At 46.6% G+C, this 24,282-nt stretch carries 24 protein-coding genes; 12 read left to right on the top strand and 12 right to left on the bottom strand.

The features are described 5' to 3' along the window. Positions 1 to 8: 8 nt before the first annotated feature. From gatA to BMX02_RS08270, 8 genes are all read left to right on the top strand, one after another. A complete protein-coding gene (gene gatA, locus BMX02_RS08305) occupies positions 9 to 1,436 on the top strand; it encodes an Asp-tRNA(Asn)/Glu-tRNA(Gln) amidotransferase subunit GatA (protein ID WP_091690225.1) in 1,428 nt (475 codons plus the stop codon). After that, positions 1,437 to 2,858 carry an Asp-tRNA(Asn)/Glu-tRNA(Gln) amidotransferase subunit GatB gene (gatB, locus tag BMX02_RS08300; RefSeq protein ID WP_091690224.1) on the top strand — a complete coding sequence of 474 codons (1,422 nt, stop codon included), beginning with the start codon at positions 1,437 to 1,439 and terminating at the stop codon, positions 2,856 to 2,858. A gap of 528 nt (positions 2,859 to 3,386) precedes the next feature. Continuing rightward, complete coding sequence (locus BMX02_RS08295) at positions 3,387 to 3,536, top strand: 50S ribosomal protein L40e (RefSeq protein WP_091690223.1); 150 nt, start codon at positions 3,387 to 3,389, stop codon at positions 3,534 to 3,536. Positions 3,537 to 3,543: 7 nt separating this feature from the next. Next, positions 3,544 to 4,287: a phosphoglycerol geranylgeranyltransferase gene (locus tag BMX02_RS08290; protein WP_091690317.1), complete on the top strand. Its 744-nt coding sequence runs from the start codon at positions 3,544 to 3,546 to the stop codon at positions 4,285 to 4,287. 27 nt (positions 4,288 to 4,314) lie between these two features. Then, complete coding sequence (locus BMX02_RS08285; protein ID WP_091690222.1) at positions 4,315 to 6,042, top strand: ABC transporter ATP-binding protein; 1,728 nt, start codon at positions 4,315 to 4,317, stop codon at positions 6,040 to 6,042. A 108-nt stretch (positions 6,043 to 6,150) separates the two neighbouring features. Beyond that, on the top strand, positions 6,151 to 6,462 hold the full coding sequence (locus BMX02_RS08280; RefSeq protein WP_091690221.1) for a phasin family protein: 312 nt from the start codon (positions 6,151 to 6,153) through the stop codon (positions 6,460 to 6,462). Positions 6,463 to 6,562: 100 nt separating this feature from the next. Continuing rightward, positions 6,563 to 8,242 carry an ABC1 kinase family protein gene (locus tag BMX02_RS08275; protein ID WP_091690220.1) on the top strand — a complete coding sequence of 560 codons (1,680 nt, stop codon included), beginning with the start codon at positions 6,563 to 6,565 and terminating at the stop codon, positions 8,240 to 8,242. Between the two features lie 112 nt (positions 8,243 to 8,354). Next, the gene (locus BMX02_RS08270) at positions 8,355 to 9,329 is read left to right on the top strand and encodes a DUF128 domain-containing protein (protein WP_091690219.1); all 975 of its coding nucleotides are present in this window, start codon (positions 8,355 to 8,357) and stop codon (positions 9,327 to 9,329) included. 24 nt (positions 9,330 to 9,353) lie between these two features. On the opposite strand, the gene BMX02_RS08265 is transcribed toward BMX02_RS08270, so the two are convergent. The 6 genes from BMX02_RS08265 to BMX02_RS08240 form a co-directional block, all read right to left on the bottom strand. After that, positions 9,354 to 10,205 (bottom strand): DUF4435 domain-containing protein, encoded by an 852-nt coding sequence (locus BMX02_RS08265; RefSeq protein WP_218138498.1) that lies wholly within the window; start codon positions 10,203 to 10,205, stop codon positions 9,354 to 9,356. Next, positions 10,180 to 11,535: an AAA family ATPase gene (locus tag BMX02_RS08260; RefSeq protein WP_091690217.1), complete on the bottom strand. Its 1,356-nt coding sequence runs from the start codon at positions 11,533 to 11,535 to the stop codon at positions 10,180 to 10,182. The genes BMX02_RS08265 and BMX02_RS08260 overlap by 26 nt, the downstream gene beginning before the upstream one ends. 309 nt (positions 11,536 to 11,844) lie before the next feature. Next, entirely contained in the window at positions 11,845 to 12,972 is a 1,128-nt protein-coding gene (locus BMX02_RS08255) for an isocitrate/isopropylmalate dehydrogenase family protein (protein ID WP_091690216.1), read from the bottom strand. Between the two features lie 102 nt (positions 12,973 to 13,074). Further along, complete coding sequence (locus BMX02_RS08250; protein WP_091690215.1) at positions 13,075 to 13,557, bottom strand: 3-isopropylmalate dehydratase small subunit; 483 nt, start codon at positions 13,555 to 13,557, stop codon at positions 13,075 to 13,077. 132 nt (positions 13,558 to 13,689) lie between these two features. After that, the gene (locus BMX02_RS08245) at positions 13,690 to 14,631 is read right to left on the bottom strand and encodes an aminopeptidase (RefSeq protein WP_091690214.1); all 942 of its coding nucleotides are present in this window, start codon (positions 14,629 to 14,631) and stop codon (positions 13,690 to 13,692) included. Between the two features lie 5 nt (positions 14,632 to 14,636). Continuing rightward, positions 14,637 to 15,920 carry an ATP-binding protein gene (locus BMX02_RS08240; RefSeq protein WP_091690213.1) on the bottom strand — a complete coding sequence of 428 codons (1,284 nt, stop codon included), beginning with the start codon at positions 15,918 to 15,920 and terminating at the stop codon, positions 14,637 to 14,639. A 49-nt stretch (positions 15,921 to 15,969) separates the two neighbouring features. On the opposite strand from BMX02_RS08240, the gene BMX02_RS08235 reads away from it, so the two are divergent. Next, the gene (locus tag BMX02_RS08235) at positions 15,970 to 16,590 is read left to right on the top strand and encodes a diacylglycerol/polyprenol kinase family protein (RefSeq protein ID WP_091690212.1); all 621 of its coding nucleotides are present in this window, start codon (positions 15,970 to 15,972) and stop codon (positions 16,588 to 16,590) included. Between the two features lie 61 nt (positions 16,591 to 16,651). Continuing rightward, positions 16,652 to 17,140, top strand: a complete 489-nt coding sequence (locus tag BMX02_RS08230; protein ID WP_135644075.1) for a hypothetical protein — start codon at positions 16,652 to 16,654, stop codon at positions 17,138 to 17,140. A gap of 151 nt (positions 17,141 to 17,291) precedes the next feature. Here BMX02_RS08230 and BMX02_RS08225 read toward each other — a convergent pair whose 3' ends face one another. Next, entirely contained in the window at positions 17,292 to 18,359 is a 1,068-nt protein-coding gene (locus tag BMX02_RS08225) for a formate--phosphoribosylaminoimidazolecarboxamide ligase (RefSeq protein WP_091690210.1), read from the bottom strand. Positions 18,360 to 18,549: 190 nt separating this feature from the next. On the opposite strand from BMX02_RS08225, the gene truA reads away from it, so the two are divergent. Both truA and BMX02_RS08215 read left to right on the top strand, forming a co-directional pair. After that, positions 18,550 to 19,377, top strand: coding sequence for a tRNA pseudouridine(38-40) synthase TruA (gene truA, locus BMX02_RS08220; protein WP_091690209.1), 828 nt, complete (start codon positions 18,550 to 18,552; stop codon positions 19,375 to 19,377). Then, complete coding sequence (locus BMX02_RS08215; protein WP_091690208.1) at positions 19,374 to 19,889, top strand: M48 family metallopeptidase; 516 nt, start codon at positions 19,374 to 19,376, stop codon at positions 19,887 to 19,889. The genes truA and BMX02_RS08215 overlap by 4 nt, the downstream gene beginning before the upstream one ends. Before the next feature lie 64 nt (positions 19,890 to 19,953). Here BMX02_RS08215 and BMX02_RS08210 read toward each other — a convergent pair whose 3' ends face one another. The 5 genes from BMX02_RS08210 to BMX02_RS08190 are packed head-to-tail and all read right to left on the bottom strand — an operon-like array spanning position 19,954 to position 24,129. After that, complete coding sequence (locus BMX02_RS08210; protein ID WP_091690207.1) at positions 19,954 to 20,994, bottom strand: TRM11 family SAM-dependent methyltransferase; 1,041 nt, start codon at positions 20,992 to 20,994, stop codon at positions 19,954 to 19,956. A gap of 18 nt (positions 20,995 to 21,012) precedes the next feature. Continuing rightward, positions 21,013 to 21,300: a YunC family protein gene (locus tag BMX02_RS08205; RefSeq protein WP_091690206.1), complete on the bottom strand. Its 288-nt coding sequence runs from the start codon at positions 21,298 to 21,300 to the stop codon at positions 21,013 to 21,015. A gap of 46 nt (positions 21,301 to 21,346) precedes the next feature. Continuing rightward, positions 21,347 to 22,021: a hypothetical protein gene (locus BMX02_RS08200; RefSeq protein ID WP_091690205.1), complete on the bottom strand. Its 675-nt coding sequence runs from the start codon at positions 22,019 to 22,021 to the stop codon at positions 21,347 to 21,349. Then, positions 22,018 to 22,911, bottom strand: coding sequence for a type II methionyl aminopeptidase (map, locus tag BMX02_RS08195; RefSeq protein WP_091690204.1), 894 nt, complete (start codon positions 22,909 to 22,911; stop codon positions 22,018 to 22,020). The genes BMX02_RS08200 and map overlap by 4 nt, the downstream gene beginning before the upstream one ends. Positions 22,912 to 22,953: 42 nt before the next feature. Further along, complete coding sequence (locus BMX02_RS08190; protein ID WP_091690203.1) at positions 22,954 to 24,129, bottom strand: M24 family metallopeptidase; 1,176 nt, start codon at positions 24,127 to 24,129, stop codon at positions 22,954 to 22,956. Between the last annotated feature and the right edge of the window lie 153 nt (positions 24,130 to 24,282).

Genomic DNA, 24,282 nt, shown 5'->3' with positions numbered 1-24,282 from the left:
GTGGAAAGATGGCTGAATGGTTGAGCATATCCGATGTGAGGAAGAAGATCTCCGAGAGTTCTGCAGAAGAGGTTACAGCTGCATATCTTGAAACGATCGGACAGAGCAGGATCAATGGTTACACGTGTACCTATGACGGTGCACTTGAAATGGCAAAGCAGGCCGATAAGGGCGAAGGTGAAGGACTGCTTGCCGGTGTACCTATTGCTATCAAGGATAACATTTCTACAAAGGGGCTTGCAACGACATGCAGCTCAAAGATACTGGAAGGCTATGTGCCACCTTATGATGCACATGTCATCGAGCGGTTAAAAGCAGAAGGTGCTGTCATACTCGGCAAGACCAATATGGACGAGTTCGCAATGGGCACATCTACCGAATCAAGCTGTTATGGTGTTACAATGAACCCATGGGACCTTGAGAGAGTGCCGGGAGGTTCATCCGGTGGCAGTGCTGCTGTTGTCGCAGCAGGCGAGGCTCCTATTTCACTTGGTTCTGACACAGGCGGTTCAGTTCGCTGCCCTGCCGCATTCTGCGGTGTTGTGGGACTCAAGCCAACATACGGCGCTGTCTCACGTTACGGTCTTATTTCCTATGCGAACTCCCTTGAGCAGATCGGTCCAATGGCAACATGTGTCGGGGACATTGCAACGGTCATGGATGTAATAGGCGGATACGATCCGCGTGACAGTACTTCCATTAACAGGGAGATCAGCTATCGCGATGCACTTGTTGACGATGTCAAGGGACTGAAGGTCGGAGTGCCGGAAGAGTACTTTGGTGAAGGTGTGGACGGCGGAGTTGAGAAGGCTGTCTGGGACGCTATCAGCAAGTACGAGGAAATGGGTGCAACATGGGAAAAGGTTTCCATGCCTAACACGAAATACGCTCTTGCAGCTTACTATACCATTGCCATGAGCGAGGCATCATCCAACCTTGCGAGGTTCGATGGTACACGCTACGGTCCAAGGAACGACGGTGAGAACTGGCATGTAATGGCATCAAGGACACGTGCCGAATATTTCGGGAAAGAAGTGCAGCGCAGGGTGCTGCTTGGAACATATGCCCTATCTGCCGGATACCAGGACAAGTATTATCTCAAGGCACTGAAAGTGCGCACCCTTGTCAAACAGGACTTTGAGAAAGCATTATCCAATGTGGATGTCCTGATGGGTCCGACAATGCCAATGCCTGCATTCAGGATCGGTGAGAAGATCGAGGACCCATTATCCCTGTACCTGACCGATGTGAACACTGTCCCAATGAACCTTGCAGGAGTTCCATGCATATCAGTTCCATGCGGACTTTCCGATGGTCTGCCTGTGGGATTACAGATCATAGGAAAGCAGTTCGATGAAGCGACCATTATTCGTTCAGCATATGCATTCGAGCAAAATACCGATCATAATAAAGCACGTCCTGCAGAGGTGATCTAAATGGTATACGATAATCCTGATGGTGTCATGATCGGACTGGAGGTTCACGTCCAGCTGAACAAGCTCAACACCAAGATGTTCTGCGGTTGTTCTACAAAATACCACGATGCAGAACCTAATACTCACGTATGTCCGGTCTGTCTGGGCCTTCCGGGAGCATTGCCTGTGATCAACAGGAAGTCTGTGGAAGCTGCTATGAAGATCGGCCTGGCGCTCAATTGTGAAATTGTGGAGCAGACACAGTTCCACAGGAAGAACTATTACTATCCTGATCTTCCAAAAGGTTTCCAGACCACCCAGTATGATTTCCCTATCGTCAGTGGTGGGAAGGTCGTCATTGAAGGCGAGGATGGGGAGCATGTGGTAAGGATCACACGTGCGCACATGGAAGAGGACCCCGGTCGTCTGATGCACATGGGAACCATTGAGAAGTCCAAGGGGACACTTATTGATTACAACCGTTCTGGAATGTCCCTTATCGAGATCGTTTCCGAACCTGATATGAGAAGCCCGAAAGAGGCTCGCAGGTACCTTGACAAGTTGCGAAATATCCTTGAATATCTTGATGTGTTCGATGGCAGCCTTGAAGGTTCCATGAGGGTGGATTCCAATGTGTCTATCATGGGAGGCCAGAGGGTAGAGGTCAAGAACATCTCCTCTCACAAAGGGGCAGAACGTGCTATTCTCTTTGAGATCATGCGCCAGAAGAACCTCTTAAGAAGAGGTGGCAAGGTGGTCCTGGAAACTCGTCACTTTGACGAGGCAAGGGGCGTTACCATTTCCATGCGTACAAAAGAAGAGGAGCATGACTATCGCTATTTCCCTGAGCCTGACCTTGTGCCAATGAGGGTGTCCGACTGGGGACCGGCTATTCAGGAATCTCTTCCGGAATTGCCTGATACCAAACGTGAGCGTTTTATCTCACAGTACGGGATCACGGGGATGCATGCAAAGGCACTTACCTCTGATATTCGTGTGGCGGACTTCTTTGAGATAGTTGCTTCAAAGGCCGATCCGCGTGCAGCAGGAACCTGGGTTGCGGATGTGCTCAGGGGTGAGTTGAATTACAGGAATCTGGCCATCACTTCCTTCACAACCGAGGACATCATTGAGATCATCGGTCTTGTGGTAGAGGAGAAGATCACCGAAAAGAGTGCGGTCGATGTTATCAGGACGATCCTTGATGTCGGTGGAAGTCCCATGGATGTCGTAAAGGAGAAAGGTCTCCTGAAGGTCGAAGGGGATATTGTGACACAGGCAGTCTCCGAGAGCATCGTGGAGAACGAGGAAGCTGTTCAGGACTACCTTGGAGGAACTGAGAAATCCCTCAATTTCCTTGTAGGTCAGGTCATGAAGAAGACGAAGGGCCGTGCAGATGCACGTCAGGCCCGTGAGCTGCTTATTGCTGCTCTTAAGGACTAAGATCATCGATCTTGTCCTTTTTACTTTTCTGTTATCTTTCTTATTTTTCTTTTTGAATTTCTAACTTCTTTTTTGTTACCAGGTTGTATATCAAAATTCACTAATAGTTTTAAAACATATTCTCTATTACCGTATCATAAATGGTACGGTGTGGCAGTGAGTCAGAAGGTAGAACGCCATTGGGTATAAAAGCCCATGACCTTTCAAGGTTTGTATGGCATTCGTAAATCCTTTAGGTCGACCTGAGATGGGGAGGATATCGGGGTAAGGGTCGCCCAATGAGATGTCGTCCAATAAAGTCGACAAATCGATCCCTGATCACTGCCATCAAATTACTTTTTTACTGTTTATTTTCGATTAGCTTTGGCTTTATTTTTGCTTCAGTCTGCTTCTCACTTTTTTGTAAACGTGTTTGTCTTTATCCCAAAACAGTTATATGTTTTGAAATGCATGTAGCCAGCCTGTATTGCTGATGACTATCAGTTTCAAATAACATATTATTATACTATTAATCAATCAGGTGAGAACATGGCAAGATTTCCAGAAGCAGAGGAAAGGATCCTTAATAAAAAGATCTGTATGAAGTGCAATGCACGAAATGCTATCAGAGCAACAAGGTGCAGAAAATGCGGTTACAGTAACCTGCGTGTAAAATCCAAGGAAGCTAGGAATGCCTGACCTACATATGAAAGTGGAAGAGTACCTCAACGAGATCGCAGAACGCGAAGGTACAGTTCACTTAACCCTTATCGATCCGGCATCCCAGCCCCCCGAAGTTGCTGCAGATATTGCAAAAGCTGCAGTAGATGGGGGTACAGATGCTATCATGATCGGTGGTTCCACTGGAGCCGGAGGTCTAGCATTAGATCAGACCTTGTTAAAGATAAAGGAACAGATCGATGTTCCTACTGTTCTTTTCCCGGGAAATGCCGGCGGCTTAAGCATTTATGCCGACGCCGTCCTTTTTATGAGCCTCTTGAATTCCCGTGACATCAACTACGTCACAACGAATCAGGCAATGGGGGCTCCACTTGTTTACAAGTACGGGATCGAACCCATTTCCATGGCCTACATCATAACTGAGCCCGGAGGTACTGTTGGCTGGGTAGGCGATGCAAAACTTATCCCTCGCAACAAACCGGAGCTTGCAGTGGCCTATTCCCTTGCGGGAAAATACATGGGAATGCATTACACTTACCTTGAAGCCGGTTCAGGTGCAGACCAGCCGGTCACTCCCGCTACAATCGGTGCGGTAAAACACGTTCTCGGAGACAATAAGTTAATTGTCGGCGGTGGTATCCGTGATGGCAGGACTGCAAAGATCTGTGCAGATGCCGGTGCTGACATGATCGTGACAGGTACGATCGTCGAAGAGACCGATGATGTCAGGAATAAGATAGAGGAACTTGTGTCAGCTATCAAAAAATGATAAATGGATACTGTTGGGGGTTTAGTTATGCTCAGGGTTTCCGATATTGTAAAAGATTACGAGACAGGTTCAGGCAATGTACGCGTCCTGGATGGTGTCAGTTTTGAAGTGGCCGATGGTGAGATCCTCGGTATAACGGGTAAAAGTGGTAGTGGAAAAACTACCCTTCTCAAGATATTAAGAGGTGCTGAACCTTTCAATGGCGGTAGTATCGAACTGGACGGTTCGCTGATCACCAGTGATTCCGGTACCGATGGCTCAAAACTTCTTGGCAGGAACACTGCTATTCATTTTCAGCGTAATTTCGGTCTGTGGAACGGTCCGGCGATCGAGAACATTATACGCAGGCTGAACAGCCATTATATTGGCTATGAAGCTCTTCCTGAGCCGGATGCTCCTCATTATGACGAGCTTTATGAAAGAGCCATGGCATATATGCGTCTTGTGGGTCTTGAAAAAAAAGCGCTTCATTCATCGAACCTGCTGAGCGGTGGTGAAAAACAGCGCTTGATCGTTGCCCGCCAGCTTGCAGCCCAGCCACGTCTTTTACTTCTTGACGAACCTGTTACCATGACAGGTCCTGATACCAAGCAGGAGGTTATGGATGTCCTCCTGCAGCTTAAGGACCGGTTGAATATCCCGATCATCGTAGTATCTCATCTTCCGGAAGTCCACACATACCTTGCAGACCGTGTCATCTATATCGAGAAAGGTAAGGTTGTTGAAGATGGTGAACCTAAGGCAGTTTTGAAGAACTTCCTCAAAGACCTGAAACCACGGATAGATTTGACAGAACTAAAGGAAAAGGTCCCCTGTATAAGGGCAAGCAATATCTCAAAGAGGCTGGCCCTGATACGTGTGGGTGAGGTCCTTAACATCAAAGACCAATCCCTGGAGATCAACAAAGGGGAGATCATAAGTTTCATCGGTTCATCAGGAGCAGGCAAAACTACATTTTTGAAGATAATGGAAGGCCTGACAATTCCGAAAGAGGGTGATGTGACCTTCTGTCATGAAGGTGAATGGGTTGACATGTCCAATTTCACCAAACAGCGTCTGGAACTGTGGAGAAAGATCAGTATAATGCATCAGGAATTCTCCCTGTCCCCCCACTCGACCATACGTCAGCAGATAGGGTTCAGGTTAAGCATGAAGATGCACGGCGCACTTGAACATGCAAGAAAGAAAGCAGAGGAAATGGATATTTCCAATGAGATGCTGGATATCATTTACAAGCTTCCGGACATGGGCGAGGACGAGAGGTCAAAGGCACTTAACCAGATGCGTCTTTCAATGGAAATTTATCCTAAGCTGTTCCCATCTGTGTTGAGCACTGATGTGGATAAATATGCAGTACCCATTTTTGAGGCACTGGACCTTCCATTGGATATTCTTGACAAGACCACCTACCAGATAAGCGGTGGCGAACATGTCAGGGCTTACATAGCACTTGCACTGTCAACTTCCCCTGAGATCCTCATGCTGGATGAGCCATTTGGTGACCTTGATCCTGTAACATTGAGGGATGTGACCAATTCCCTGAAGAGGATCAATGCAACTTTTGGCACAACGATCGTGCTTGTGAGCCATCACATGGACTTCGTTAAGGAAGTGTCACACAGGGCTGTTCTTTTCGAGAACGGTTCCATTATCATGGATGGCGATGCAAGGGATGTCTGTCAGAAATTCATCGAGATGAGTAATGCAAGATATCTTGAGCATACCATCGAAGAGCTTGCAGGTTCAGTGAGCTGATATCGGGCAAGGTTCGTGAGAACCGGTCCGCTATTCTTTTTTGTTACTATTTTTCACAAACTATATATCCTAAAAAAGTTAACTTCTATTACGGGAGGTTAAATTTTGATGATAGATACTATGAAGAAGTTAGGACTATTTGGTCTGGGCCTGTACGCGATTACCGAAGAGAAGATCGATGAGATCGTAAAAGAACTTGTTGAGAATGGTGAATTCAACAAGGAGGAAGGTAAAAAGTTCGTCGAGGACCTGATTGAAAAGCGAAGACAACAGCAGGAAGACCTTGAAGATAAGATCTCTTCAAAGGTTCAGGATGTCTTTGGCAAGTCCGATCTTGCTACTAAGGAAGAAGTAGAATCCCTTCACAAAAAGATCGAAGAGCTGGAAGAGCTGTTAAAGGAAAAGAACAAAGAAGAATGATATTTTGATCATTCCTTCCATTTATTTTTGTAAGATCTTAGCGGGTTTTTATTAGTTATATAGGTTGCCATATAGCATTTAATGGCAGCCAGAATGTCGGATGGCTTCCAATATAGTACGCAGGTATTCCATGGTGAAACGCTATGGAGTAATCATTGATACGCTCATCAAGTATGGGTTCGGGTACTTTGTGGACCAGATGGGCATCAGGTCCCTTGGTTCCCTCAGGTCCAGGTTCAAGGGTCGTTTCGGTAAAGGCGACGAGGCTAGAACAGGTCCTGCAAGGGCACGTATGGTACTTGAAGAGCTTGGCCCTACCTACGTTAAGTTCGGCCAGCTCATGAGCATGCGCGAGGACCTTATTCCAAAAGAATATGCAGAAGAGTTTTCCAAACTTCAGACTGATGTACCACCGTTCGAGTACTCGGAAGTTGAAAGGATCATTGAAGAAGAGTTAGGTGATAAGGTCGAGAACCTGTTCCTTTCTTTTGATAAAAAATCGATTGCTGCAGCATCCATCGGGCAGGTGCACCGTGCAAAGCTTCACGGTGGCACGGACGTTGTTGTGAAGGTCCAGAGGCCAGGTATAAGGAAGGTTATCGATTCAGATCTCGACATACTTTATAGTATAGCCGGTTTTGCGGAAGAGCATGTAGAGGAAGCAAAGCTTTACAATCCTGTGGAGGTAGTGGACGAGCTTCAAAAGTCCATATATGCGGAGATGGATTATACTCAGGAAGCTCGTAATATTGAGCGTTTCCAGAGCAATTTCAAGGACGATCCAAACATCGTTATTCCAGGTGTTTATTGGGAGTACAGCAGTCGGAGGGTGCTGACCCTTGACTATATCGACGGGATCAAAAGTGATGATTTCAAACGGATCGATGAGCTTGGACTGGACAGGGACAAAATAGCAGAATATGGGACCGAGGCGTTCATGAAGCAGATCTTCGAGGACGGCTTCTTCCATGCTGACATGCATTCCGGAAATGTCCTGATCCTGGAGGATGGCCGGATCGCCCTCCTTGATTTTGGGATGGTCGGGCATATATCCAAAGAGATACGGAACCTGTTGATCGATGCCCTGCTCGCTATTACCAGGGGTGATGTGAACCAGTACCTTGAGGTATTGAAAGACTTCGGAATGGTCCCCGCGGAAATTGATGTGCATGCTTTTAAGATCGATTACGAACACGTTTTGAACAAATATTATGGCAGGTCATTAAAGCAGCTCGATACTCCGCTAATGATCGCAGAAATGATGACCCTGCTGAGAAAGTTCAAGATAAGGATCCCGCCAAACATCGCATTGCTCTTTAAGGGTGTAATGACGGTAAGCGGTTTTGCCCTTCAGATGGTGCCGGATTTCAATGTGACCGTAGTTGCTGAGCCTTATGCCAGGAACATCATGCGCAACCGTCTCAGGCCTCGCAATATCGCAGAGACCTTTTACACTGACATGTGGTATACAGCACGGATGCTGCACAAGGCCCCATTGCAGATCTCGCATATACTGGCAATAGCAGAGAAAGGCTACCTGAACATAAAGTTCGAACATCGTGGAATGGATCGTATCGTTGCTGAGCTCAATGCATCGAGCAACCGGTTAGCATTCAGTTTAATTATTTCGTCTATCATTTTAGGCTCTTCTCTTATCATACAGACAGGAATGCAGCCTCATGTGGGGGGTGTTCCTCTTTTTGGGGTGGCGGGGTTCGTTATGGCTGCATTCATGGGATTATGGCTTATGGCTTATATACTAAAAACAGGAAAGATATAACCGGCAATAGCAAATTATAAATTAATATCCGGTGTACATACGATGCTTATTTTGAATAGGCAGTATATCCAAATTAAACCATTAGTTTTTTGATCATATCAGGTGCTGACAGATGACCGATCCCCAGATAGAACGTAAGCTCATTGAAATAATGCGTGTTATCAGCGAGAGCGATAAGCCCATAGGTGCAAGGAATATTGCAGATGAGCTGCAGAATCGCGGTTACAATCTGGGAGAACGTGCTGTTCGTTATCATCTCAGGATCCTTGATGAAAGGGGATTTACCGAAAAACACGGCTACAACGGACGTACCATCACTACTTCCGGCAGGAAGGAACTGGACGATGCCCTGATCGGGGACAGGCTTGATTTTGTTATTACGAGGATCGAGGAACTTATCTATAAGACCGACTACGATCCGTTCTCAAAGAAAGGCAACGTCATTGTGAACCTTTCCACTGTGGACAAGGATGATTTTGATAATGCCATAGATGTTATGAAATACGCATCATCAGGCGACATCAGCATAAGCCCTAACATAAAGATATTCGAAGAGGACTCGGATCCGCGGGTATATGTGCCGCCAGGCTGTGTTAACATAGCAACTGTTTGCAGTATCACATTCGATGGTCTTCTTCTCAAAAGCGGCATTCCTATCAAACCTGCTTATGGTGGCATCATAGAGATGGAACACAATGATCCGGTACAGTTCCTTGATATGATATCATATTCGGGAACCTCGATAGACCCTGTCAAGATATTCATGATGCGCCATGAGACATCGGTCCTGGACGTACTGGACACAGGCAATGGCCGTATCCTTGCCAACATGCGAAACATACCCTCTTCTGCGATCGATAAGACTAAAGAAGTGCTTAAATACCTGGAAGATTCAGGTATTGGCGGGGTACTGAGCATTGGAGATTCTTCTGATGCTATGGTGGGGGCTCCTGTGGAGGAAGGAATGGCCGGCATACTGGTGGCCGTGGGTGTGAATCTGGTAGCTGCAGTTGAGGAAGCCGGTATTCCGGTTGCAACATCCCCTGTTTCGATGGTGCTTGATTATAGTGAAATGTCGAAACTTTGATCTCTATATTTCATCTCTACATTTTTATTGGAGGACTACAAAAGACGAGTTTCGGTCTTCCCATTCCTGTATCGAAATATAAAGGTCGGTTTCCCTGAACATTGTGATGTCATAGGCAAGCCTCAGACTTCTGTCAATGATCCCTTCGGTAACATATCGGGAATCGGAATTTCCGAAAACCTCACGCAGGCCAAATGCCAGTATTTCTACGATGTCGTGACCAGAGCATGTCTGCCAGGGATCATGCTCTTCTTTCAGGAGAGTGATCATTTTTCTCTTAATGGTCTTTTCATTCAGGGAACGTTCGTTCGAGTTATCCTTGACTTCTCTTATCAGGTGTTTGATATTGACCGATAATGGAAATTTTTGCATGAAATTATCGAAATGTATGTCCTTGAACCTGAGTGAGAGTCTGTCCTTTGAAGATGAGGAAAGCCATCTGAAAAGTCCGATGGGCATGGCTGCCTCAAGAAGCAACTCGCGTACAGGTGTTCTCATTTTCTGCAGTTTGAAAGGTGCTGCAAATTCCCCCAGAAGCCTGTCGAGAGCTTCTGATGCTATAAGCATTGTTTCAAGATCGTGTGTATCGGTGACAAGTATATTTCTGTCTTTGAATTTGATGCCGTCAAGGCGCCAGAAATCAGCATCAACTATTGTCAATATGCCTTTAAAATCAGAGCTTTCGAGTATTTTGACAACCTTGATGGCATTCTCCTTCCCATTGGCAGGAATAAGTCTGCATTTCCTGTCATCTACAAAACGCTTGTAAAGCCTCATGTCGGTGCTGCCTTCGATTATCATGATGCTCCCGCGATACTGGGTACGCATCATCCTGGCGCTGTTGGCTATATCATCGGCTGTCAGGTATTTCTTCATCGTCACGTCCTCTAAGTTCGACGGTGAGGTCCCAGCGGTCATGTATGATCTGTGGCGAATGCGTAGCAATGAGTATGTCGAAGCCTGCCAGCTGTGTGATGGCTTGCAGGTCCCTGAGGAATTGCTGCTGCCAGAGAACATGCAGTGAGATCTCAGGTTCATCAATGAGTATCAGGGATTCAGGATCAACATGGAACAACAGCTCATAGAACAATACAAGTTCCTGTTGTTCTCCGGAAGACAGTTTGGTGGGGGAGAGCCGCATATCCCCTGATGTCGTGAATATGAAACCGTCTTTTTTATTTACGGATAATTTCTTGTATAAAAATCTGCAATTTATGATCTTGATAAGGAGGTCGATCCTCTCAGTAAGCTCATCAAAGACGCTGAGCTTTTGTTCAACATCCTTGATGTATAGCTGCAGGAAGTTCTTGTTCTTCTCATTTATTTCCTTCAGTTCGTCGACATCAATTCCTTCTTCAGTATCAATGAATCCTGCATCAATGAAACATTTGCGTTTTTGCTCAAGGTCTTTTAATTCCCTTTTTAGGTCCTCTATAGAGGTCTCAGGATGTTCTCCGTTCTTTAGCATCCGGCCGGGGAAGGTACGATCAAGGGATTGTGAAAGGGTTGCATACTCTGCAAGTTTATGCTGCATCAGGTTTGCCAGCTCTTCGGAATAACTGATAACTGAAGGGGTTACAGATGTCCTCCTCTCTGTTTCTACCGGTTGTGAGTATGAGATACTCAAAAGGCGCTGCGTCTTAATGAAGCAGATATTGATCGAATTCAGTGCATTCCTGAGCCATGCAGGTTCGTCTTTCCTTTTCTGTGGCAAACGGTCGCTGAACAGGCTCATAACCTCTTCAGATGTTAGCTTCTCCTGTGTCGGGAAATGAACCCATGTGTTGTCATCGATCCTTTCAAGCTCAGGTGTCATGTGCTCTACTTTGAAAGATGAGAACACTTCTTCTATGTCAATGGGCTTGACAGTGTAGCGCTGTTTCTTCTTGCCCGGTCTTAACAATTCAAATCCCAGTTCCCGATAGGTGTTGTCATCCGGGTAATGGGGTAAGTTTCCCTCCAGATGCAGTTTTTTCTTCACAACAAGCTTGCTCCTGTCACTAAATTCAACTGTCAGTTTGCTGAAAGGGATGCGATAAAGCTCATAGTAGTTAGAACGGAAAAGGGAATTGAGCATCCGAAGCAGCATGGTCTTACCTATGCCATTGGGTCCATGAAGAATAGTGATGTGTTCATCTGTGTTCAGCGGGATATCATGGTCGAACGTCCCAAAAAGGTTCTTTACTGCAAATCTCTTTATCTTCATGATCTCTCCCCGCAATTGCCCCTTTTGTCAATTTGTATCAATGGCACACGAATTGCGTCCATTATAATATATCTCGTTCCTGCTCATATATAGTTTCCTTTTTTTGGATATGGGATTTTCAGATCCGGATGGGGATAGATGCTCTATTGATTGTATAGTGGTCGCACATTGATTGTATTGATGGTGTACTAATTGGTAGGTGAGATGAAACTTGCAGCTAACCGGATACAATCAATAATATGAAATCTCAAAAATCAAAGTTCCTCCACGTCAAATCCTGACGTGAAGGCAAAAATAAAAATGTTAAACTTACTGCTCGAGCAGGATCCTTGCGATGTCGTCACCAACATCGGATGTGCCGTTGCTGCCACCCATGTCGTAGGTCTGGACCTTTGCTTCGAGGATGTTCTTCTCGATAGCGGAGACGATGGAGTCTGCAGCTTCCTTCTCACCGAGCTGTTCGATGAGCATTGCGCCTGCCCAGATGGTTGCGATAGGGTTGACCTTGTTCTGGCCCTTGTACTTTGGTGCTGAACCGTGGATTGGCTCGAACATGCTTGTACCGTTCGGGTTGATGTTTCCACCAGGTGCGAGTCCGAGACCGCCCTGTACCATTGCGCCAAGGTCAGTGATGATGTCACCGAACATGTTAGGGGTAACGACCACATCGAACCACTCAGGGTTCTTGACGAACCACATGGTGATAGCGTCAACGAAGTTGAAGTCGGTCTTAACATCAGGGTGGTTTGCAGCAATTGTGTTGAACTCCTCTCTCCAGAATCCGTAGATATCTGAAAGGACGTTTGCCTTGTCAACTGATGAAACGTGCTTTTCCCTTGTCTCAGCAAGGTCGAAGGAGTAGTTCATGACCCTCTGGGTACCTTCCTTTGAGATCATGCCGATCTGGTATGCGATCTCCTCGCTGTCGGTCTCGATGTCAAGTCCGAACTTTGCATTGTAGAGTGTCCTGTTGACCTCAAGCAGGTCCTTGCTCATGCCGGTCTTTGCACGTCCACCGATGCCGATGTAGAAGTCCTCGGTGTTTTCCCTGACAACAACGAAATCAACGTCTTTAGGGGTCTTGTCCTTAATTGGACACCATACGCCTTCAAGAAGTTTGATAGGGCGCAGGTTGATGTACTGGTCAAAGTAGAACCTTGCGGCAAGCAGGATACCTTTTTCAAGTACACCGGGTTCGATCCTGTCATCTCCGATAGAACCGAGATAGATCGCCTCGTAATTTGAAAGCTCTTTGAGTGAATCCTCGGATATCAGTTCACCTGTCTCAAGATAGTGGTCTGCACCGTGTGGGTATTCTATCCAGTCAACATCGAATCCGAACTTTTCTCCAGCTGCATCGATGACCTTCTTACCCTCAACTATGATCTCAGGGCCGATACCGTCACCAGGCAGGACTGGTACTTTATATTGTGCCATAAATTTCCTCCAATTGGTTATTCCAGGTTAAATTTTCATATTTTATTCAGGTAGCGTGAACGCTGATAGGTATCAACGTAAGAACAAAAAGGAAAAGCAAGATCAATCAATGATCTTCCTTGTGTATTCCTTTAATCCGCCGGCATCTACAATACCGCGGACAAAATCAGGTAAAGGTGTAGCCTGGTACTTCTCACCTTTTGTAAGGTTCTCGATAGTACCAGATTCAAAGTCTACGGAGATCTCATCTCCATCATCTATCTTGTCGGTGTCAGGGCACTCAAGGAGTGCAACACCAATGTTAATTGCGTTCCTGAAGAAGATCCTTGCAAAAGACTTTGCGATAACGCATCCGACCTTTGTTCCTTTAAGGGCGATAGGTGCATGTTCTCTTGATGAGCCACATCCGAAGTTGTTGCCTGCAACAACAATGTCGTTTTCCTTAACGTTCTCAGCAAAATCCGGGCGCACTCCGATAAAAGTATACGGCGCCAGTTCCTCGGGAGTGTTCATTACGAGGTATCTTCCAGGGATGACGGCATCAGTGTCAACATCATCTCCGAACTTCCATACTCTTCCTTTCATTATAATCACCGGTGATATTTTCAAGTAAGTGTGAAATCTATGCTCTGATTATATCTTTCAGTTATTTAAGTACTTTCTACCGGCATAATATTTCCGTGTCAACATATAACTTTGGCACAATATCAGAAGATCTCAGGCAAAACGCTCGACCTTCAGGTCAATGCCGTCAACAAGGACCTTTGGCTTTGTGATAATGCCATCCAGATGGAGGTCAACGGTAACATCCCCTCCAAAAGTGGAATTGTCTCCCAGTGCAATATGGATCGTGCCGCCGACCTTTTCATCCTCAAGAATGACCCCGATAAGCATTGCAGCCGGATTGATGCCGATCCCCAGCTCTGCGATGTTACGCCCGTCCGGTCCGACATCGTTCACCATCCTTTCAAGCTTTTCAGCACCATCGCCTTCAAAGCTTACCGCCTTCCTGTCCTTGATCTCGATGACCAGCGCCCCTTCAAGCAGTCCTATACCTCCCATGGACCCGTCGATCACAGCTTTTCCGTTCACATTTTTCGGAGCTATGTACATCTCTCCTGCCGGAAGGTTGGTGGTCGTACCTTTCTCGTGGCACATGCCGGTGTCCGCCATCCATTCCCCACCATCAACATCAATGACAAGGTCAGTTCCCAGTTCAGTGGTGATGCGTACTTCCTTTGATCCCTTGAGAGTTTCAAGCAATTCCTCTGCTAAGCTGTTTATCTTCTCATAATCAGCGTTCAAGCCGCCTTCCTTCATCATGCCGATGGTAATTCCCGGCATTGTGGCGGTTCTCGTACCGTTCTCGGATGCATGTTTGCGTGCCTGGGTATGTGTAAGTGACTTTGATGCAGGAGCAAGCAGGACATCAGAGCTCTTCATAGCCTCTTCAACAAGCATAGGCGGTTCTGAACCGTGTTGTTCCCTTGGTTCCATTGTCAGCATCAGGGTCTCGCATCCCGCTTCGACCGCAGAGGTATACAGTGCCTTTGTGATCTTCTCGTCAGTGCATGTATCAGTAACGATAAGCACAGTTTCTCCTTTCTTCGCACCCATGCAGGTGTTGATCACCATGTCCGCACTTCTCTTAATATCCATTATTCTCATCTCCTTTCATTCAATGCACTTGGCTCGTTCCCGCCATGCCAGCTGTATCTTGGCCTGATCTTCACAAGGTGTGTGCTCTCTGACGTATCATCTACAACGAATGCTATGCCTCTCTCCAGTCCCATCTTCCTGATGGCATCCCCTATGTTCTCTTTCATGTATGTCGGACGGATGGCTTCCAGTGCCTCAATATCATCTCTTGCAGTGAGCCTGTGGCATATCACAATGTCGGACTGGGATATAATGTCCGGATGCAGTGCCGCAGGTCGCTGGGTTGCAAAGATGATTGATAGTCCCGGTTGCCTTCCCTGTCGCACCCACTCGTTGATAAGGACGTCTGATGCTAAAGTCTCTCCTTTTGAAGGCACGAACAGGTGGGCTTCATCGATGAACATCCAGACCATGGGCATCTTCTGCTCGATCTCCTCATCGCCCATGATCATTCTCTCATAAGAACGCCTTTCCTGCAAACGTCTGGTATAGATATCTCTTGCAATGATCCCCACTACCGCAGAGCGTACGATCTTGTTCTCGATAGCGCTCACATCAAGTACTGATGTGCATCCGCGTTTGATAAGTTCGGAAATTCCGCAGGCATCCTTTTCAAAAACTCCCCATGAGGCAGCGGTCCTCAAATAGTTCTCAGCTGCCATTTTCGTAACATCATCCGTCCTGTCGTCCGCGTTGATCCTGTTAATGATATCTCCGAAGGAAAAGTTCCCTTCATTTTCCCGCATCTCCTCTATTATCCTGACCAGAAGCACTCCCAGCGGAGATGTCACTTCTATGTTGAAAAGTTCACACCAGTCATAACCATGTAAATGTGCCACAGGGATCGAGAACGGCTTCACTTCGATATGCCTTTCCTTATACTCATCCACATGACCTGCAGGCACAAAGACCTCTGCATTGAATCCTGCCGGTTCCATATTCCATTCCTGCAGCAGCTCTGCCTGGGGATTATTACCTCTTCCAAGTGTCCAGAATATTCCCATTGTGTCGATAACAAGGGATGCGACATTCTGCCTGATCTCCTGGGGCAAAAGTGCGATCTCCTCGATGAGGGTCCCCATGGTATAGGATTTTCCATAGCCCCTTTTCCCGCATATCAGGATCGCGTGTGGTTTTAATGCATCAATGGCGACATGTGATCCTGAAGACCTGTCAAGGGCGAGGTATCTGCCAATATGAAGCACTCCCTCTTCGTTCTCGTCCCTTCTGCCGAGTATATAGCGCTTTTTGACCACGCCGGCTTGAACATCATCCTTTAGTTTTATCATTTAGTTCTAATCAATAACTATGCATATATGATTTTTCACCGGTGAACAAATGGTGCTGAAAAACTTTGCATGTACGGTCCCGCGCTCCCTTTCCTATCTGCCATTAAGAAAAGTGGTACACCTATTTGGAGCTCTTTTTCCGGTGATAGCGGTCTATTCCGGAAAGGAGATCGCAGTAGGACTTGTCATGTTCCTCACTTTTCTCTTTCTGGGGATGGAGCTGATAAAACCAAAAATAAGGTCGTATTCACTTTTCAAGGTCCTCTGGAGAAAGAACGAGTACGAAAAATTTGCTTCAGCACCTTTGCTTTATTTGGTGTCGATACTGGCACTTCTGTTGTTATCCTACAGGCTGGATGAGGGCATATGTTATGCTTCCATCGTTGTGCTTGCAGTTGGGGATGGCCTTGCTACGATCATAGGTATTCACGGGAAGATGTGCTATGGGGATTCATCGAAGACGATTGAAGGAACTGCTGCTGGCATCCTCGGGGCAATCCTTTGTGGCTTTCCATTTGCAGGTCCCCTGTCTATTGCAGGCGGGATCGCAGGCATGTATGTGGAAGCAAGGTCCGAAAGATCAGACAACCTGACGGTTCCATTTGCAGCTCTTCTGGGTATGCTTATTATGCAATTTCTGGTCAATACTTATATATCGATAACTGCCTGAATATATTGCTGAAATTTACTTATTTATAGTGTATATTTATTGAATTGATAGGAACTGGATCATGAAACTAACCTTTTATCGAAATCTGCTTGTATTGCTGATGGTGTTCCTCTCATTGTCAGCCGCAGGCTGTGAAGATATTGAGAACGGTGTAAATGAGATCGAAGGCTCGATCTCACAGACAATGGAAAATATTGATTTCCTGCGCTGGACAGCGGATTCTGCTGAGGTCCTGCTTGATGATTATGAAGCTATAAAGTTCGCAGCTTCTGAAAGGGATAGTGTCCTGCTGGAGGAAGGCGGGATAAAGCTCAAGGAAGATTCCGAAAGATATCTTGAGGAGCTTGAGGGTTTTTCGTTGTCACCTTCGGTCGAGGGTATTGCTACTGAATATGCAGATTTCCTCCAACGTTCGTATGAATTTGGTGAGTTTGTGGAAACTAATTCTCAGGAAATTGATTTCGAAGCTCTTGAAAAGACCATGGAGCTTATGAACGAGACATCTGAACTGATCAATGATGTCTCCTATATGGCGGAGCAGGAATCCTGAGTGGGTTCCCAAATCCGTACATCACTGGTAGCAATACGTGGGCGGGAAGTATCCCACAGATGCTTTGTCAAAAGTAAACGGGGGATCCATAGATTTCCCCTCAATTTCAAAAAGAGTGACGATTGTTAAAAATGAGGGGCATGAAACCCGCTCATGACACTATCATTTCAAGTTTGCCCAATTTCGCTGCAAGCTTGATCTCCTGGGAGATCCTCTTTCCTGTGGACAGGTCCGGCTCAATGAGGTCGGAATATGGTGATCCTGAAGTGTAGATGTTCGTACCGGCGACGATACGTGCAGATATCTCAAAGACCTTGATCTCAAGTTTATCTGTGAACACGGTTTCAAGACAGAAAGGTCCTATCATGCCACCAAAGAGGTCAAGGGACTCTTCAACGACCTTCTCTCCAAGGGAGAATATGTGGGGCAGGAGTGATTCCCTTGCAACAAGTGGAACGTTTCCGGTAACTACATAGGTAGGGAGAATGCCTGCATCTTCAAGTTCACGCGGGGAGCCGAGCCTGAATATCTCATCAGCATTGGCTTCAACCCTGCGGTCCATGCTTAGCATCTCAAGTATACCATTGCTCAACTTGTAGCCTTCCTCCCGTATTGGGGAATAGAAGAAGTGAAGGTAATATCTGGTGCCGACAATGAACTCCTGGATCGTGAACTTCTCGTTTGGGTCGATATTCTGCTTGAATTCATCATAGTTCTTTGCAACAAAGAATCCTCTGCCACCTTTTGCTCCATGATATTTCACCATGACAGGGCCATCTATCTTTTCCGGGTCGACCACTTTTGGCATGTGTATCCCAGCACCTTCGAGCCATTCCCTTTCCTTGTCCCTGTCGGATTCCCATTCAAGGACAGCGCGGTTGCCAAAGGATGGGACCGGAAGTTCTGCGAAGTTCTTAGCACCCATGTATTCTACAAAAGAACCGTGAGGTATTATGATCGCATTCTTTTCGACAAGTTCCTGTGCTATCTTTGGAATGTCGGCATAGCTCTCAACAACGATATATTCGTCAGGTTTTGCTTTTGGGAAAGCATCATAAAAACGCGGAGGCTGGCCTACACAGATCCCTATTGTCTTCAATCCCTCTTTACGGGCTCCATCAAAGATCTGGAGGCTTGAGTGTGAGCAGACGGTTGCAATAGCAAGATCATCTAGATCGTACTTGCTTATTATCTCAGAGATCTGTTGTTTTGATATCATAGTTTCGCCTCAAAAATTTAAATTAGATTGTATTATCTTGTATTTAAGTTTGTGGCATGAAATAAGGATTGATTACTTTTCATAAAGAAATAAAAAATATATTCCCAATGTTATTCTATGTACTCGAATGTGTGTGGAATTATGGTAATCATATTATAGATAGAGGTCTATATGTGGCATCAGTGATTCAATGAGAGTTGCACTCAAAATTGCATATGTCGGATCAAACTACCATGGATCTCAGGTCCAGGCCCAGGTTCCAACCATAGAGGGTGAGCTTTTCAAAGCATTGAAAGAGCTGGAGATTATAAAAGATCCAGGGTCAGCTAATTTTATCAGTTCAGGACGCACAGACGCCGGAGTCCATGCCATGGGGCAGGTAATTGCCTTTGACACCGATGTGCCCAATCTGGCGATACCCCGTGTGATCAACTCAAAGCTCCCGGGAACCATCTGGGCGTGGGCACATTCGCTAGTCCCCGACAATTTCGATCCTCGCAGGCATGCGGTAGGTCGAAGCTACCGTTACATCATGTGCGGGGAGCAATATGACATATCCAAGATAAGGTCTGCTTCAAAGCTTCTGATCGGAAGTCATGATTTTGCTAATTTCTGCACGACCGATGCAGGGAGGGGCACTGTCAGGAATGTTGAACGTATAGATGTCAGGGTCAGTGGCAACCTTACGCGCATTGATGTTGAGGCGAACAGTTTCCTGTGGAACATGGTCCGCAAGATAGTAACTGCATTAATGATGGTGGGAAGCGAAGTTCGCGATGAAGAATGGCTGGAACAGATGCTTGACCCCGATTCCTACGAGGAAGGTCTGGAGCCTGCACATGCATACGGGCTTGTTTTCATGGATGTACGCTATCCAATACCTATTGAATGGATCGAGGACGGTTATGCCATACGCAGGGCGCATGAGCGTGTCCACGACCATCTTGTACGTTACAGGGTCATGGCCGATGTGCTGGAGCATCTCCTCCCAATAGTTCCGCCTTCAGATGAGCTATGAACTCAGACCATCGCATCGGTATCAATGGTATTGATATCCCTTACAGTCTTAGCCATCGCAAGGTGAAACGAGCACGACTGGAGTTCCGGGCTGGCAGGCTGAATGTCGTTGTCCCCAAAAGCTTTCCGGACCATGAACAACTTATCCTGAGGCACAAGCTGTGGGTGTACAGGCGTTACACCGATTCACTGGCTACCATTGAGAATGCCGCTTCCAAAAAGCTAGTGGGCAGGTCCGATGGTGAATTCAGGGATCTTGTCCTTTCTTTTACCAATAAGATGGCCGATGAGCTTGGGGTGATGCCTGATAAAGTGACCTTCCGGAAAATGAGGACTAAATGGGGAAGTTGCAGTTCCGCAGGTCGGCTGAACTTCAACAGGCATTTGATGCACCTGCCTGAAGACCTTGTCGAGTATGTAGTCTTCCACGAAATGGCACATCTTATAGAATTAAGGCACAGCCCTCGGTTCTGGCAGATGATCGATTCCAGGTTCGAGGACCGGAGCCACTAGGATCGTGAGCTTTCCGCTTACTGGTACCTGATACAGGATTCTGTGCAGAAATGAGCCTATTTGGTCATTCGGGTTTTTGAAGTACAGTGATTTTCCGTGTCAGGCTCTTGTGCACCCGTTGTAAATACTGAGCTTTAGTGATGAAGCCTGCATCCTTTACGAATTCAGCTATATCTATCTCTGAGACGATTATGGTCGTACCACCTGGTTTCAGCACTCTGTACATCTCGGCAAAAGATGCCTCGTAGAGGTGGTAAAGTGATTCTGCCTCGATCCTTGCCGAACGTCCGTAGGGCGGGTCTGCGATGACAGCATCAACCGATGCGTCCACAAAAGGTACTCTGCAGGCATCTCCAAGCATCATGGTGTGGTCGGCATTGAAGTGCTGCAGGTTCATATGTGCACCGACAGCGATCTTATAGCGAACCTCCAGTCCGATAACTCTCGCACCGACAAGACCTGCTTCCACAAGTATCCCTGCGGTACCACAGAACGGGTCGAACACAATGTCCTTTTCCTTGACCATGGCCATGTTCACAAGTGCACGCGCCACACGGGGTCGGAGCACACCGGGATAGAAGAATGGCTTTTTGTGGGGAGCACGTGCTTCATAGGCACTGCGGTCCACAGATGCAATGACGGAACCAAAAACGCATTTTTCGGAAAGGATCAGCCTGAACTCGACATCAGGTTCTTTCAGGTTCGCATTGAAACCTTTCCTGTAGATGGCACCGCCAACACGCCTTTCCATGTCTGCACAGACAATGGTGGAATTATGCTTGATGCGTTTTGCACGCACAACATATTTCTGGTCCTTGTTGATGTGCTCCGATACATCGGCTTTCTCAGCGATCTCAAGAATAGTGTCCACATCTGCAGGACAGATCTCAATGACCTTCAGTATGTGATGTGCCATTGCAACACGTTCAGCGACGTAATTGAGCTTACGTTCCACTTCCTGGGGGTCGCCTTCAATGTCCACAACAAGGCACTGGTCAAAGTAATCCCTCTCTTCATATTCAAGTTCAACAAGGTCAAGGCAGGCAAGAACCTCTGCTCGGGGCAGGTCTTCATGCTCGCCTGACAGTTCAAATGCGTATAACATGGTAGAAACGAGATGTTCTCAGAACATCATTTCAAGTGCTTCATGTCCCTTCATGCCGGCCTTGATGCCAAGGGCCTTTGCGTGGTTTGTAACATCCAGCACTTCGGCGTGCAGCACGTCCTCGAAATTGTTCACGCCTCTGACCTTTGCTGCAACATCGCCTAACTTATTTGCCATCTCAGTGTCCATGTATCCGCACATAACAAAACCCTTGTCTGCTCTTATGACAAGAAGAGGGGCGTTCTGCATCTCGAGCTTCAGTCCAATAGCAGTTCCATTTTCAAGTGGTATCTGTTCTATTATCATGAACAAAAGGAATCTTTCACTTTATATTAATGTTTTCAGGACTTTCTCACTCTGGTACTTCATCGGCTTCAGTTTCAACTTCGGTTTGAGCTTCGTCCCTGGTAAAATCGATGGTGATCTTTCCTTCCTCTTCAAAGAAACCATTGATGGCTGTTCGGTTGTCCTTTGTATCAATTGTTTTGATCTTGATACCATCGTATGACAGCAGTTTTGCACCTGAAGGCATGGTAATGTTGACCTCTGTATCTGCCTGTCCTTCAAAGGTCATGCTGTTACCCATGTCAAAGAAGTTCCTGTCAAAACTGTAGGTCACAAAATACATGTTGGTGATGTTGGCTGTCTTGGAAGTGCTTCCCAGGACGTCCAGTGAGATCTCAGCATCCACATCTGTAACATGTACGTCCTCTGAGCTGCTATCAAATGCGACGTCCAGTTCTTCCATAAGCGTTGTCTTGAGCCGGTTCCTTGTAAAGTAATCCACTTTCATGAGTTCCCAGGCACTGACATGGTCATCGTCATTCCCTACCTCGGAATCGATAAAACCTCTGTATGATATGGCCACCTCTCCGTTGTAGCCTTCGGTATAATCCCATGTCATCCCATCCTCTTCCAGGACAATATTATTGGTCCATGTAAATGCGGATGAGATAGTTGCAACGGACATGATGAATACAATGGCTAATGTCAATATCAGTGCAGATCTCATTGTAACAGTCTTCATTTAGTGGTTATCTCACAGCCGTCATCGGTAACAATAACGGTGTGTTCTGCCTGGGAGACCAGCCCTCCTTCAACTTCCTTGAGCACAGGGTATGATGTGATGATGCCTGCCTTCTCAAGCTGCATAAGTGAATAGTCAAGTTTGTCTGAGGTGAGCCACCTTCTTGCGAAAGGAAGTGTCCTGTAAGGGGCGACTTCTTTCAGCACTTTCCTCGCTGCAGGTAAGCGTATTGGCTTGTTCCCGACTACTGAGAATATCTCCGTCAGTGCCCCGTCAGCGATCCTGCCTGCCCCGTCTGTGGCGAAAGGCTCAATGGCAATGATGTCCCCGGTTTCAAGTGTTGCACCGTGGTCGATATGCCTGTTAGGAATACTGGGGGGTGCATGTGCGAGGTATTGTCCGACCCCATGACCGGTGAGATTGACGATCGGTTTGAACCCATGTTCATGGATCGTGTCTTCAATGACCGCCCCAAGTTCTGCTGTGTTCACACCACTTCTGACTGTATCGATGGCTGCATATAATGCGGCCTCTGATGCCTTTACAAGATCTGCATTCTCATTTGTAAGATCTACTGTAAGGGCAGAATCTGCAATATAACCGTCAATATGAACTCCAAGGTCAAGTTTTACGACATCTTCGCCGAAGACCGTTTCATCTCCTGCAAGGGGTGTTGCATGTGCTGCTTCGTCATTCCTCGAAATGTTGCACGGGAATGCAGGGAAGCCCCCAAGCTCGATGGTCCTCTGCTCGACATGGTCTGCAACTTCCAGAAGGCTTGCTCCGACCTTTATCTTATCCTTTGCCTCGTTTCTCACTGTTGAGAGGATCTCTCCAGCTTTCCTGTACTTACCGATTATCTCCTCTATTTCCTGAAGTTTATCTTCCATATGTCTGCACCAGCTTTTGATATATAATTGGTTTTAGTAGACTTAAACTACAAATTCCTTTTCCATTTTTGTTAAATTCTCAAATCCGTCCTCTGTGATCACGACCATGTCCTCAAGACGTATCCCGCCAAGTTCCGGATAGTAAAGGCCCGGTTCGATGGTGACCACATGCCCTACCTCAACTTCCCCGTCCTGCATGGACACAGCAGGCTGCTCATGGATGTCCAGCCCCACACCATGCCCGGTGGAGTGTATGAATCCCACTTCAGAGCTGTTCCTGATGGTTGCATAACCTCGCTTTTCGAACTCATCACAGACCGCATTATGTACCTCACTATAGAGCGCTCCGGGTTTCAGTACAGCAAAAGCCGCCTCCTGTGCAGCATGGACTGCCTCGTACATGTCCTTCAGTTCCTTCGAAGCCTCCCCTTTGAGCACTGTCCTTGTCATGTCTGCAAAGTACCTGCTCCTCTTACTGCGCGGGAATATGTCGATGACTATCGGCTGGTTGACGGTTATTTCTCCTTCCCCCTCCCAGTGAGGATTCGATGACTTCAATCCGCATGCCACGATCGTGCTTTCAGCCTCGCATCCATGGTCAAGAAGGGTGTGCTCTATTGCAGCACGGATGGCTTCCGATGTAAGTGCTTCCTCTCCGGAGTATAGGATCCCGTTCTTTACACTGGCATCAGCGATCAGCCCGATGGCAGTTTCCATTGCCTTCTCACAGGCATACTGGGAAGCCTTTATCTTCTCGATATCTTCCGAAGCCTTCTTTTTCCTCATTTCCTTGAAAGGGCTTTTCGCAGGGATCACAGAGAATCCCAATTCTTTCAACTTCTGGGCAGTGAAAAGTGGGAAATCATGTGGTACCATTATGTGCCTGACTCCCTTCTGCTGGAAAAGTGCAGCAAGGCAGTCACAGTACGCAAGCTCCCCGTCCTTCCTTTCTTTCAGTTTTTCAAGATAGCCGTATTCCTGCATGGTATGTACATCGGCTACCCGGGATTCCATCCTGGCACGGTTCAGCTCCATGGTGGAAACAATAAGGATTTCCTGTCCTTGCTCTGTCTGGATATATGAGAAAGGATCTCCTGCAAGAAAATATGTTGAATAGTATATGTCTGCATTATTCGAGTTCCCTATCATCAGGAATGCATCACAGTTGTTGTCGGCAAGGGATGGAGTAATGTCAAGTGTATTCTTTTTTTGTTCCATGTAATTGGATTTGTTATTCTACTACATAAGCTTACATGGTAATTCTTTTTCGAGTGATGTTCATGTATATCGCTGCCAGCAGACGATGTGAGTCGACGTGTGTACATGGGATAAATTTATGTGGACATTTCATACATAACAATGTACACAGAT

It is taken from the genome of Methanococcoides vulcani (assembly GCF_900111645.1).
Taxonomy (GTDB): domain Archaea; phylum Halobacteriota; class Methanosarcinia; order Methanosarcinales; family Methanosarcinaceae; genus Methanococcoides; species Methanococcoides vulcani.
This window is presented reverse-complemented; position numbering and strand designations above follow the sequence as displayed.